The organism is Colwellia sp. BRX10-1 (assembly GCF_014077545.1).
Lineage (GTDB): Bacteria > Pseudomonadota > Gammaproteobacteria > Enterobacterales > Alteromonadaceae > Colwellia_A.
On record NZ_JACGWC010000021.1, the window covers coordinates 1 to 14,222 of the forward strand.

General features: G+C 38.6%; 8 protein-coding genes. 6 read left to right on the forward strand and 2 right to left on the reverse strand.

Annotated features, from left to right (window positions below; all coding sequences use genetic code 11):
• Window positions 1-105 precede the first annotated feature (105 nt).
• Together H4J75_RS14965 and H4J75_RS14970 are read left to right on the forward strand one after the other, a co-directional pair.
• A complete protein-coding gene (locus H4J75_RS14965) occupies window positions 106-639 on the forward strand; it encodes a cytochrome c (RefSeq protein ID WP_182222579.1) in 534 nt (177 codons plus the stop codon).
• 311 nt (window positions 640-950) lie between these two features.
• Window positions 951-1,925 (forward strand): transposase, encoded by a 975-nt coding sequence (locus tag H4J75_RS14970; RefSeq protein ID WP_182222580.1) that lies wholly within the window; start codon window positions 951-953, stop codon window positions 1,923-1,925.
• Between the two features lie 502 nt (window positions 1,926-2,427).
• On the opposite strand, the gene H4J75_RS14975 is transcribed toward H4J75_RS14970, so the two are convergent.
• Window positions 2,428-6,600, reverse strand: coding sequence for a hybrid sensor histidine kinase/response regulator (locus H4J75_RS14975; RefSeq protein WP_182222581.1), 4,173 nt, complete (start codon window positions 6,598-6,600; stop codon window positions 2,428-2,430).
• A gap of 489 nt (window positions 6,601-7,089) precedes the next feature.
• Here H4J75_RS14975 and H4J75_RS14980 point away from each other — a divergent pair, with 489 nt between their 5' ends.
• Window positions 7,090-8,676: a methyl-accepting chemotaxis protein gene (locus tag H4J75_RS14980; protein WP_182222582.1), complete on the forward strand. Its 1,587-nt coding sequence runs from the start codon at window positions 7,090-7,092 to the stop codon at window positions 8,674-8,676.
• A gap of 200 nt (window positions 8,677-8,876) precedes the next feature.
• Here H4J75_RS14980 and tnpA read toward each other — a convergent pair whose 3' ends face one another.
• On the reverse strand, window positions 8,877-9,281 hold the full coding sequence (gene tnpA, locus H4J75_RS14985; RefSeq protein WP_182216207.1) for an IS200/IS605 family transposase: 405 nt from the start codon (window positions 9,279-9,281) through the stop codon (window positions 8,877-8,879).
• A 46-nt stretch (window positions 9,282-9,327) separates the two neighbouring features.
• On the opposite strand from tnpA, the gene H4J75_RS14990 reads away from it, so the two are divergent.
• The 3 genes from H4J75_RS14990 (at window position 9,328) to H4J75_RS15000 (ending at window position 14,125) form a co-directional block, all read left to right on the forward strand.
• A complete protein-coding gene (locus H4J75_RS14990) occupies window positions 9,328-10,629 on the forward strand; it encodes an RNA-guided endonuclease TnpB family protein (RefSeq protein ID WP_182216209.1) in 1,302 nt (433 codons plus the stop codon).
• A gap of 839 nt (window positions 10,630-11,468) precedes the next feature.
• Window positions 11,469-11,927 (forward strand): (2Fe-2S)-binding protein, encoded by a 459-nt coding sequence (locus tag H4J75_RS14995; RefSeq protein ID WP_182216211.1) that lies wholly within the window; start codon window positions 11,469-11,471, stop codon window positions 11,925-11,927.
• Window positions 11,924-14,125: a xanthine dehydrogenase family protein molybdopterin-binding subunit gene (locus H4J75_RS15000; protein WP_182216213.1), complete on the forward strand. Its 2,202-nt coding sequence runs from the start codon at window positions 11,924-11,926 to the stop codon at window positions 14,123-14,125. The genes H4J75_RS14995 and H4J75_RS15000 overlap by 4 nt, the downstream gene beginning before the upstream one ends.
• Window positions 14,126-14,222 lie beyond the last annotated feature (97 nt).

Genomic DNA, 14,222 nt, shown 5'->3' on the forward strand with positions numbered 1-14,222 from the left:
GAGATAAAAATGAAAGAAAAAGATGATGATAACGAACATAATCATTAATTAACCAAAATAGTCACTTAGCATATGTTAGGTGACTTTTTGCTTAAAGGGACATATATGCAAATTATTAAATTATTATTACTGCTTGCCTTATTAGGTATAGGTGCCGCGGCTACTGTGATGTATTCGGGTTTGGTTGATGTTGCGGCTGATGAGCCTCATAGTGATTTGGTCTACTGGTTTTTAGAAGAAACCAGAGAAAACGCTATTAAAAATGCAGCTCAAGATATTGTAGTGCCTGATTTAAGTGATCCAGAATTGTTATTAACGGGTGGTGCTGACTACGAATTTATGTGTTCGAGTTGCCATTTAAAGCCTGAACAGAGTGAGAGTGACATGAGCTTAGGGTTATACCCAGCACCACCTAATTTAAATATTGCTGCTAAAAGTCATATAGGTAAAGAACACGGCGATGGCGCACAAAGCGATCGTAAAAATTTTTGGGTGATCAAACATGGTATTAAAGCGTCTGGCATGCCTTCTTGGGGTAAAACTCACGACGATGAACGTATCTGGGCAATGGTTGCTTTTATAAAACGATTACCAACTTTGACACCAGAGCAATACCAAATACTTACCGCGATAGATTAATCTCTAATTAAATTTAAAGACAAAGGGATAAGTGATGATAATAGTTTTAACAGGAGTATTAACAGGACACCCAATCTAGTTTTAATAGGACGGCCAATCTAAATTGATCCTCCCTACCGATGCACTACACTGAAATAACCAAGCGACATAATCACAGGTGATTTATGGCTACGCCAAGGAAACAACAAATCAGTTTAATGGAGTATTAACAGGACACCCAATCTAGTTTTAATAGGACGCCCAATCTAAATTGATCCTCCCTACCGATACACTACACTGAAATAACCAAGCGACATAATCACAGGTGATTTATGGCTACGCCAAGGAAACAACAAATCAGTTTAATAGATACCCCTTATTATCATTGTGTTGCGCGTTGTGTTCGACGCGCTTTTTTATGTGGCGAAGATGCCTTGTCAGGCCAAAGCTTTGATCACCGCAGAGAGTGGGTAGAAGAGAAGTTACACTTTCTTATCGAGGTCTTTGCGATTGACGTGTGTGCCTATGCCGTAATGAGTAATCATTATCATGTCGTGCTATTTATTGATGAGGAAAAAGCAAAGCAATGGAGCATGAGTGATGTGCTTGAGCGTTGGCACCGCTTACACAAAGGCACGTTACTCACACAGCAATACTGTCGTGGCGAAGCGTTAGCGAAACCGTTACTGGATATCGTTAAAGAAACATCTGAGGTCTATCGAAAACGGCTGATGAAAATCAGTTGGTTTATGGGCTACATTAACGAAGGTATTGCCAGAGCAGCTAATCAAGAAGACAACTGTACTGGTCGATTTTGGGAAGGACGATTTAAATCTCAAGCATTATTAGATGAAGCAGCACTTGTTGCTTGTATGGCCTATGTTGATTTAAACCCCATTCGCGCCAATATAGCCAAAACGCCCGAAAGCTCAACGCACACCAGCGTCAAGCTACGCTGTGAGCAAGCAAAAAAAAATCAACAACCCAATGCGTTACTCCCTTTTGTTGGTCACCCAATAAAAAAAATGGTTAAGGGCTTAACATTTGAGCTTACTGATTACCTACAATTAATTGAGTTAACCGGACGTTGTATCAGAGAGGATAAATACGGTTTCATCGAAGACAGCCAACCCAATATACTCAGTCGATTAAACATATCAGCTAAAAACTGGCTAATCATTACCACCCAATTTAGCAAACAGTTTCATGGTGCGGTTGGTCACGAAGATGCCTTAAGTGATTACTGCGAACACCAAAAGTTAAAGCGAAGACAAAACTTAAGTCATTGCAATAAACTCTTTGCTTAAATTAACTACACTCATTCAAAACAGCTATAAATCTAACCAGTCTATCCTGGAGGATGGCACTTGTTAATAAATGAGTATTTTAGGTGTTAATTGACTGAAAATGAGTTTTTGCACCATCGTATATTATCAAAAGCCCTTTTTAATGATAACGACTGACAGTATATTGAAATATCGATGTGATGTTGTTAGATTTGAATTAAATTGAGTGTCTGCTTTAGTCAGAGTGTCTGCTTTAGTCACTTACTTAAGTCAGCTATATTTTAAAATAGCTGACAATATAAATAGGGTCGTACTTTCAAGAATGGTTTGAGCTTTAGTAAAGTCTGTTGAAAGGTTGTCTAAAGTTGATACCGGTAATAGTTCATTAGTGACTTATTTAAGATAGAAAAGGCGAGGGCAGAGTTCGTACTCATATGTTAAACACCGATACTATAAAGAGAGCCTGTAACAAAATCTGTTACAGGCTCTATAAAGATAATAACTGCCATGCACGACAATATCTTTATTTATGGCGCCATAACTTTAATTTTTCTAGCACCAACATTGGCTCGATTGGTTTGGTTAAATAATCATCCATACCCGCTTCTATACATTTTTCTTTGTCACCTTGCATCGCATTAGCTGTCATTGCAATAATAGGTATTGCCGTGTTTTCTACTCCAGCCTCACCTGCTCTAATTCTCTTTGTTGCTTCATAACCGTCCATTTCTGGCATTTGGCAATCCATGATCACAACCGTATAGGGTTTAATAACGGTCGCTTCTTTTAATCGATTTAAGGCGTCAACACCATTAGTCGCTAAATCTGCGGTTAAGCCGATTTTTTTTAAGACAGCTAGCGCTACCATTTGGTTTACTCGGTTATCTTCAACAAGTAGCACATGCATTTCTCTAGGCCAGTGACCTTTCATTGCACCGATATTAGGCTTTTTTATTGCTTCTAGGTCGATACTGTTATGCGCCGTTATTAATGTATCGGTATTATTTTTAATTACCGCTAAAGCATTAAATAAATTGTCGGTTGTTGCTGGTTTAGGAAAATAAGTACTACTACCCAAGTCTGCAAAGTGTTTAGCGTCGTGTTTTTCATCGATTGAGGTCATCATCACTAGTGCCATTGGGTCATAGCTTTTATTCGCTCGAATTATTTTAGTTAATGCTTCTCCATTCATCGTTGGCATTTCCATGTCCACTAATGCCAGATCAAATATCTTTGAATTTGATGAAGAAAAACACTCATCACAATGAAATAAAGCTTCCTTAGCACTTTTAGCTTCAGTGACGTTTATCCCCCAACACTCTAATTGTCTGCGTAACACCTCACGGCTAGTTCTGTTATCATCGACAATTAAAATATTTAACCTTAAGCCTGCTATCGGTGGCACTACTGGGGTCGATAATTCACTTTCTTGTACTAAACAAGATACTTTAAAACAGCTGCCATGGCCTATCTTACTTGATACCGTTACATCACCATTAAGTAGCTTACATAATTTTTTTGTTATACTTAACCCTAACCCGGTACCGCCATATTTTCTGGTTGTGGAAGCGTCAACTTGGCTAAATGAGCCAAACAATAAAAATATTTTTTCTGCTGGAATACCAATGCCAGTATCTTGAATTTCACAACTAAATATAAAGTGATGATCTTTTTCGGCAGGTTCGAGTTTAGCTTTAATAACTATCTGACCTTGATCGGTAAATTTTATGGCATTACTTAAAATATTGGTGAGGATTTGTCGTATTCGTCCCGGATCTGATTTAATGAAAGAGCAGGGAATACCTGTTAAATCGAGTATTATTTCAACGCCTTTTCTTTGCGCGGCAAGTGAAATAGATTCAGCAAGCTCTGCCACTAAATTACGTAAATTAAAATCTATATACTCAAGTTCTATTTTACCCGCTTCAATCTTTGAAAGATCAAGAATATCATTAATAAGTGTCAATAATGCATGGGCACTGGTATTGGCTATGCTTACGTTTTGGGCTTGTTCTTTCGTTAGGTCACTATCCATGAGTAACCCCAGCATGCCTAAAACCCCGTTCATTGGTGTTCTTATTTCGTGACTCATATTAGCTAAAAATTCTGATTTAAGTTGTGTTGCTTCTTCAGATTTTTTTAATGCTGTAATTAAATCTTTAGCCTGCGTCTTTAGCGAAGCTGTTTTCTCAGTCACTTGCTCTTCAAGTGTTAAAACAAATTGCTTTTGTCTGTCTATTTCTGTCTGCTGTAAACGCGTTCTTAAATAAATGGTAATAAATACGACCATTAAGGTTAATAATACATATAAACTGTATGCCCACCAGGTTTTCCAAGGCGGTGGTGATATATACAAGTTGATCGACAGTAATTTCTTCCCCCACTCACCACTGCTATTTGTCGCTTTGACAAGCAGTTTATATGTACCTCCATCTAGATTAGTAAATGAAGCAATATTTCTATTACCGACTTCAATCCAATTATCATCATAGCCTTCAAGTTTATAAGCATATTTGTTTTTGTTAGGTGAAATAAAATCTAAAACAGAGAACTCAAAAGAGAAAAAGTAGTCATGATAAGTCAGTTCAATATCAGTGACATAAGAATAAGGTCTATCAAGCTTTATCGGCTGACCCATTTTATTAAAACCGGTTAAAACAATATTGAATTCGTCATTGGTTGTTTCTATATCTAAAGCACTAAAATACTCGATGCCGCGTTGGCTACTGGTGAAAAATGTCTCATTTGCACCTTTTACTAGGCTATTTGGATAATAATTCATTCCTAATAAGCCATTATAGCTGTCAAAATTAGTCACTTCTCCTGATAAAGGGTCTAATCTTGAGATCCCCTTATTGGTCGTCAGCCATAAATGACCACTTTTATCATCAGCAATTGCACGGATTAAAGAGGTCGGTAATCCATTGTTTTTATCAAAATGTTTAAAGGTTTTTGTTTCTGGAAGATATAAGTTGAGTCCTTTTTGCGTAGCAATCCAAACGTTGCCATTTCCACTTTGATGGATATCCTGTACGATATTTCCTAATAAACTATCAGATTTTTTTTTATTACTTTGAAATGAAATGAACTTTTGTTCGTCTGCTTGCCAAAGATTTACACCGTTACCGGTTCCAACCCACATATTTTGTTTACTATCTTTAAATATTTTTAAAACTTCGGGATGAGATAATCCCAAAGATTCATTTAAATGAGTAAAGGTTTTAGTCGAAGGGTTATAGCGATAGACACCATTTTTATAAGTGCCAATCCAAAGGTACCCATATTGGTCCATGTTAAGGGCTCGTAACTCTCTGAACTCTTTATGGTTTGGATCTGTTTTAGGGTAGGTTAATAACTCAAGGTGTTGAGTGTCTAAGTTGAATTTAGCTAAACCTTCATCTTGTGCAACCCATAGACTGTTATTATCATCAAGAAATATAATTGGATTTTCTAATAGTCTATTAGCGCCATAGCCATTCTCATCACTAAAGATCGGTGCTGATAATGTGGCTAGTTTTTGTGATGATACCTGCCACTTATATAACTGCGATGACGAAGATACAATGACAAGATCACCATTAGCATCTGTTGCTATTCCATTTGGAGCGGTCAGTTCAGGGCTATTAATCGATTTAAATTTACGATGTGGTACTAACTTATATATGCCGTGAGTCTCGCTAGTGACCCAGATGGTTCTAGAGCTATCTTCGAAAATTATTCTCAGACCCTTATTATTGCCAAGGTCAAATTGTTCAATCTGAGGACCTGTGTTTGATTGTCGAAACAAGCCTTTGCTGGTGACAAACCAGACATAACCCTCTTGGTCTTCAATCATAGAATTCACTTGATCTAAATATTGATTATCAAGTGTTTTTAATCGTGTAAAAAGACCATTTTCTTTATCGAAGGAAAATGGACCTTGTTGAGTACCTACATAAAGCTTGTCTTTTGACGTTTTTAAAATACTGCGTATTTCATTTGCGCCTGTTGGTGTTTTATTTTCTGGAGCAGGGAAAAAATGAGAAAAGGTTTGCTTAGTTTTGTCATATAAATTTAAACCATAGCTAGTTGCAACCCAGAGACTATTGCTATTGTTGTTTTCAATATCCCATATTCTATTATGAGATAAACTTGATGGTGAATCATCAGTTTTTGTAATATGTTCAAAGCTATTATTACCTAGATATCGACTAAGCCCTTTATCATATGAACCTAACCAAATATTGTCCTCTTGGTCATGAAATAAGGATTGAATTCGATTAGATGAAATAGAAGCAAGGCGAAGCGGATCATGAATGAAATTACTAAAGCTTCCTGTTTTTGGTTCATATAGGCTAGCGCCTCCTCCCCAAGTGCCAATCCATATATTTCCGGCGTGGTCCAACATCAGGTTTCCAGCATCATTATGCGATAAACCGTTTGAACTCATACTATCAAATTGAAACAGGGTTGTTTTTCGACCATCATAGCGCATAACGCCATTTTCAGCGGTACCAAACCAAAGTAAGCCTTGATTATCCTGAATAATTGAATATATCTCAGAAGAAATAAAGCCATCTTCCTCGGTCAGCACTTTAACCGAGTATTCATTAATGAGTTTTGAAGTCGATTCATTACTATAAGCTGGAGCAATCGTTCCAATAAATAGGATAACAAAGCAGATAACGTGATTAACAAGCGATAAATTATATTTCATAAATATTAAGATTATCAAATCCAAGTAAGGTCAACAAAAAGTACAAAAAATATTATTTAATTTAATAGGTTATAACGTTGCTAAAAGCGGATAAACCTAATTAAGGCACAAGCTTAGTTTTATTTACTCATGCATCGCCCCTGCAATATAAGCCAAAAGCTTATCATCTAGTATGCTACTTTAGCTGTAATATTTATATAAAATTTTTGTCAATATTTAGTTGATTAAATAAAAATAAAGGCTGGTTGGGTCTTTTACTTAGGTTAGCCAAGTGTATCATTTTATTTTAGGGGAAAAGTTTTAGGCCCAGGAAGTATTCACTTTTGTGTACTAAACGTTAACGGAGACTTTAGTAATACAATGATATTTATAATACTAAGGTCTACAGTGCATATTGTTTGATAATCATGTATTAATATAGTTATTAAAGACAAATTATCTATCTTTTATGTCTAATATCAATAAGGTAATATTATAGTGAGTCGTCATATGGAAAATAAATTACAGAAATCAGTGCTTGTTTCATTAGTCATTACCATAATAATCACTTTAATTACGTATGCTAGCCACAAAGCTTTTTCATCAGTATTGCTCGCTTCACTGAGTGTAGCAGTCGTTAGTTTTTTTGCTGTGTTTTTCGGTGTAAGTCGCTGCTATAAAAATATAAATAAAAACGAAACAAAAAAGCAACGTGATAATTTAACAACAGAATCTCTTGCCAATATTGGTCAATCTATCGGTAATACCGCCAGTGAGTTAGCGATTAATTCTGCAGAGGTCAGTTTCTTTTTAAACCAATTGGCCCAAGCGATAGAAATATCAAGTGAAGATGTCGACCGATTAGCGACTGCAGCGGAAGAAATGTCGGCTAACAGTAAGCAAATAAACGAAAATTCCTCATTAGCCTCAGAGCAAGCGAGTCTAGCAATGACCGCTAGCAGCTCAAGTTCAGCAAAGTTAAGCCACAACATTGATACCGTCAATGAGCTTCATCATGCGGTTAGTACCGCCACAAAAAAAATTGAATCACTGGCCAGCAAAACACAGCAAATACAGAGTATTACTGATGTAATAGATGGCATATCAAGCCAAACAAACTTACTGGCTTTAAATGCGGCGATAGAAGCTGCTCGCGCAGGCGAACAAGGTCGCGGTTTTGCTGTTGTTGCCGATGAAGTCAGAGCGCTGGCAGGAAAAACTGCTGATGCTACTCGAAAAATAGGTGACATGCTTAAACAAATTAGTGACGAAACAACTGAAACAACCCAAGTAATAGCGGAAATTGTTGAAAAAACTGATAGTGTTGTCGTCACCATGACTGATTTATCACAAGGTTTCAAAGACATTGATCAGCTTATGGCTGATTCATCGGGCGCGAGTGATCAAATAAGTCACGCTTTAAAAGAACAAGATTTAGCCGCTAATGAAATTTCAACCGCTATTATAAATTTACATGACTTTTTAGTGGATAAAAGCCACGAAACGAAGTCTGTATCAAAACAAGCGACAACATTATCCAATGGCACCGAATCGATATTTGTACATATCTCTAATTTTTCTAGTGATACTCTAATAAGTAATATGTGTAATCAGGCGCAGTATACAGCCAGTAAAATTGGTCAGTTATTTGAAAAAGGCATTAAAAACAATGAGATAACAGAGCTGCAGTTATTTGATTTTAATTATAAACCTTTGGGACTTACCGAGCCGAAAAAATTTACCACCAGTTTTGATAAATTCACAGACCAACATTTACCTGCTATTCAAGAGCCTTTATTAGTAGAATTCTCTAACATGATTTATGCAGGCGCTGTTGATATTAATGGTTATTTTCCTACGCATAACAAATGTTTTTCAAAGCCGCTAACCGGTAATCAGGCAATAGATGCTATTAATAATCGCACTAAACGTTTATTTAATGACCCTACAGGTATTCGCTGTGGAAAACACACAGATAAATTTTTATTACAAACCTATAAACGCGATACAGGGGAAATAATGCATGATGTTTCCGCACCCATTTTTGTTAATGGCAAACATTGGGGAGGTTTTAGAATTGGCTTTAAAGCAGGTTAATATAGTAAGTCTTATAAATAAAGGAGCAGGTCTTTATTTACCACTGCCTGCCTGATCTGAGTTGAAATAATATTGACCCGCAACAACCTAGATTAACCCTTAAATTTTATCTAGATAAAATAAACAATTGTATTTACCGAAATCGGCGAAAAGCCCCACCGCTTGCGGTGAGGGATGGATAGCCGAGATTGCATAGCAATCTAATGCGGCCTATCTTGCTGCTCGATGTATTGCTTAAGAATCTCTATCGGCGCTCCGCCGACAGAGCATGCATAATAACCAGAGCTCCAAAGTGCATTCTTCCTCCAAGCTACCTGATTTAACTGCGGAAACCACAACTTCATCTCTCGACCTGTAATACTTTTTAAAACATTAACTAATCGTGAAATTGAAATAGAAGGCAGGTAAGAGATAATCATGTGAACATGATCTGACTCCCCATTAAACTCAACCAATTCTGACTTTAGTTTTAAACATTCTCTTTTTATTATAAAGTCCATTTTATATAACATCTCGCTCGTAAACTTCCGCTCACGATATTTAGTAACAAATATAATGTGAGCTTGAATTAAATACGAAGAATGAGCGCTCTTTTTATATTTCATACAGACACTTATTGACACTGGTAATTTATACAGTATAGTCGTCATTATGAGTTTAACCAGTGTTTCGAAATTTAATATCGGTCAGACAACACCTTTGCAAACAGAGTTGCGAAGAGAGTCAGCTCGCCTTTGGAACGATATGGTTAAACTGCACAAATTCATCCGAAAACGCCGATGGAAGTGGCCTTTTAGAGGTGATTTTGAAAAGCACTTTAAAAGTAAGTACCGACTTCATAGCCAGACAAACCAGGCGCTTATTAAAAAGTTCTTTGCTAACATCGAAACAACCTCAGAGAATCGAAAAGCTGGCGATAAAAAAGCTCGTTATCCGTACCGTGACAGGAAGCACTTCCAGGTAGTAATGTACAAGGCTTCGGCGATAAAAAGAAAAGGTAACCGCGTCATTCTTTCAAACGGACTTGGAGTTAAAAAACTCATCGTTCGCATTCCAAAAGATATACCCATTGGTAAAATCACAGGGGCGGAGCTTAGTTTTCGGGAGCTTAGGCTCACGATAAAGCAAGATATCAAAACCATTAAGTCAGCTGGCAGCAACGTAGTTGCTGCTGACTTAGGTGTAATTCATCTTGCAGCGATGACCGATGGCGAAACGTCGGAGATCATAGTTGGTCGCGGTCTTCGCTCGTTAATTCAGTATAGAAACAAGAAGCTCGCTGAATTCTCAAGACTGCTTTCAAAATGCAAGAAAGGGTCTAGACGGAGCCGAAAATTGCGAGTATCAAAAGCTAAAATGCTGTTCAGAAATGACAATCAGCAGCGCAATCTTCTCCATCATGCATCCAAGCAAATGATTGATTATTGCGTGAAACAACAAGCAGGTATGCTTGTTGTGGGCGATTGCATCAATATGAGTAAGAACGCTCGAAAAAAGAAGAAAGGCTCAAGACGTTCAAATCAAATGAACAGCAACAATCCCCTTGGGCAGCTACTCACCTATCTTAAATACAAAGGTAAATTCCAAGGTGTAGAGCTTGATAAAATAGGAGAGCAGTACACCACTCAGACTTGCCCGAAATGCGGTCATAGACACAAACCTTCGGGGCGCAATTACCAGTGTAAAAATCCAGAATGTGATTTCATTGGAGTGCGGGATTTGGTCGGTTCGGCCAACATTAAAAATAAATTCGAGAACGGTAGAATAGAAAAAGGATACCTTCTCCCGCCACTTGTGGCAAAGTATCGCAGACCTGTAAAAGTCCCTGTAATAAGGCTGAACTGCGTAGTCCATCTGACAGATGGCATGTTGCTTGATAACACCCTTGATGCGGCTCAGGCACTTTCGAGTGCAGGTGGTAAAACACCGTCTGAGCTATTTCACGTGGCCTGATCAAGAATCCTCACCGCTTGCGTTGCAGGAGCTGTCAAGATGCCTTATCCATAGAGCTAATGAATGTTTAGATTTAACTAGTTTTGAACGAGATAATGTCTAAGCGAAGGTTGCATAGCCATTACTCTCTACTTTTAGCTACTTTCGAATATGTTCAGCCTAAGAGAAGAAGCGTTTAGTCTGTATTTTTCAATCAAAAGTTAGCCGTTAAAATTAATATCACCTTAAATCAGCGCAAAGCATCAGGTAAGCATTGCTGTTAATCTCCTCGGTTTGTCTAAAACTAACGTTAATGAATACTCCATAGTGGATGCTTTTTTTATTATTGTTAACCTTGTCAACATCTAGTATTTACTTAATTAATCGTTAAATCTATCACATGTCGTTTTTAATAAAGGGCGACGATATCGTTTACTTTGAAGTGTTTTTTGTTGGAAATTAAAGTCAGCTTATCTGCACTATCTTTAACGAAGCCACATTCTACCTCCTTAGAAAAACAGCCGGAATCTAACGATATTAAACATTAAATTGTAGGGGGGCACGCTAAGAAATTGAGTGGTTATAAGGTAATTGTTGACTGAAAATAGAAAGCAACATAATATTTATTTTATTCAATAAACGTGAATAACCTTTAATAGGTTCTGCTCAAAGTGATTAATTGCGAAGAACATCGTTGTAAATTATCAATAGCAGCTATTGTGACGAGAATAGTTTTTAGCGATGATAGTCACAAGTCCAAACACAATAACCGTCAGTTTTGATTTTTTAGATTGATCTTATCGATTGATTTTAGCGGCGATTTTTTATCTCTCTTTATAATGTTTTAGCAAGGAACCCCTATGATTTCTATCAACCTTAATGGCCGAGAACAATTATTTGATGTCGAAGACGATATGCCATTGCTTTGGTTGATCCGTGAAGAAGCCGGTCTTCGCGGCACTAAGTTTGGCTGTGGTATAGCACAATGTGGTGCTTGCACGGTTCATGTTGACAATCAGGCTGTTCGCTCTTGTATGTATCCGGCGGTTGCAGCCCAAGGTAAGCAAGTGAATACGGTTGAAACTCTCGGCTCAAAAGAGGCTCCGCACGCTTTACAGGCTGCTTGGATTAAACACCAAGTTCCTCAGTGTGGCTATTGTCAGTCAGGAATGATGATGGCAGCAGCTGCATTATTAGCGAGTACTCCTAATCCAAGTTCTGACGATATCGATACTGCAATGACCAATATCTGTCGATGCGGAACTTACAGTCGAGTTAAAGCTGCCATTCTTGATGTAGCAAAGGAGATGTCTTTATGAGTCTTACTCGTCGGATGTTCGTTTTTGGTGGTGCAGCGATTGGCGGCGGATTAGCGCTAGGGGTTATTGGTTTAGGAACACATTTGGCCATGCATGATCGCCTTGGTGTGCAGCGAGATGGCAACACCAGAGATACCTTGCTCAACTTGTGGCTTCGTATTAACAAAGACAATACCGTTACACTACTTTCTCCGCATACCGAACTTGGTCAAGGTGCCGGTACTGGTTTAACCCAAATAGTGGCCGATGAACTTGACTTGAATTGGCCGCAAATCAAATTAGAGCTTGCGCCTGCGACCACTGCATTTTCCAATGGTGGCGTTTTTGAAGGCTTTGTTAGTGAAATGATTGGTAAGCCACCAGTCTGGGCAGAGCATATTGCTAGTAATGCTTTCAACCGTCTAGCCGACTTACTTAATATGCAAATGACTGGGGGTAGCGCCTCTATTCGTTTTACTGGCTGGCAAGTTATGCGTGAAGCAGCCGCAGCTGCACGTCAAATGCTGATTAACGCAGCCATCGATAAATACGGCGCAAGTACTAATACGACTACCGATGCTGGATATGTTGTTGATGGCGACAACCGCTGGAGTTATGGCGAACTGGTTGAGCATGCGGCAACTTTAGACGTTCCTGAAAACTACACACTTCGTGCAAAAGGTGATCGTAAGTTTATTGGTAAGGCAATGCCTCGTCATGATTTACCCGACAAAATATTTCTTGAAACACAATACGGTATCGATCGCCATGTGGAAGGGATGCGCTATGCAGCTATTGCACACAGCGGTGTCTTTGGCGCTAATGTCGCCACTATTGATAACTTAGCTGAAATTACCTCGATGCGGGGTGTGCTGGGTGTTGAAAATATGGGGCTATCCGTTGCTGTTATCGCTAATAATCCTTGGCGAGCAGAGCAAGCGATAAAAGCCTTAAAAATTACGGCAGCATCCCATAAAAATAGTGATTTAAGTTCAGCAAGTATTGAAAACTTTCAACGTGAGAGTTTACAAGGAGAATTAAGTGATGCCCACAATATTGGCGATGTAGCGTCTGTGTTAGGCGGTAGCGGTGAAACAGTTGAAGCTGAATTTTGGGTGCCTTATTTAGCACATGCTACTATGGAACCGATGAATGCGAGCGCTTGGCTAGAAGGCGATAAGCTTCATGTTGCTGCGGGTGTGCAAAATCCACTTTACGCTCGTGTTCATGCGGCAAAAGTCGCTAATATGGACGTAGAAGATGTTGTTTTTCATGCTCATTCAATGGGAGGAGGCTTTGGTCGTCGTGTCGGTTTTAGCATGAGTGAAGACAATCCAATAATGTGGATTGATGAAGTCGTCACTTTAGTAAAAAAATACAAGTTTCCTATTAAACTCACTTGGTCACGTGAGGCAGACACGAGACAAGATGTTTATCGACCGGCAGTTCTGGCAAAATTTTCAGCACAGCTTGACGAAAACGCTAAACCACGTTACTGGCTATCGGCAAGCTATGGCAGCGAAGGTGGTGCGCCAGCCTCTATGCCACCTTATAATGTTGATAATATTAAGGTGCAGTTTGCTAATCATCCTTCTCCTGTGCCTATTGGTTTTTGGCGTAGTGTCGAAAATAGCCAACATGCATTTTTCAACGAGAGTTTCATTGATATATTGGCTGAAAAAGCACAGGTTGACCCCATTAAATATCGATTAGCATTGCTCGATAATAACGACGATCATGCAAAATGCTTAAAGGAAGTGGCGCAGCTGTGTAATTGGCAATACGGTGTTAGCTCTGACGGTAAAGCGATGGGCGTTGCGGTACAAAAAAGTTTTGGCACTATGGTTGCTACCGTTGCTGAAGTTTCACTGCAAAATAACCAAGCGCGTGTTCATCGTGTTTGGATAGTGACTGACAGTGGCGTGGTGGTCAACCCAGACTCAGCAATCGCTCAAGTTGAAGGTGGTGTGCTCTTTGGACTAACGGCGGCACTTTATGGGCGTTGTGATATTGAAAGTGGTGGTGTTAAACAAAGCAATTTTCATGATTACCCTATTATTAAAATGGCTGAAGCGCCGATTGTTCAGGTGAAATTGCTTGAAAGTACTAATGAACCCGGTGGTTTGGGTGAGGTTGGCGTACCGACTATTGCCCCAGCAGTTGCAAATGCATTGGCGGTCTTAGGTAAAAGACCAATGCGTTTACCGATTAATGCTTAATATGATAGCCAAAGTATAATGACCTTAATTAAAAACCAGCCTTGTGGCTGGTTTTTAATTAAGAATGGCGCTTAGCAAAAATACTTAACAGAAGAAC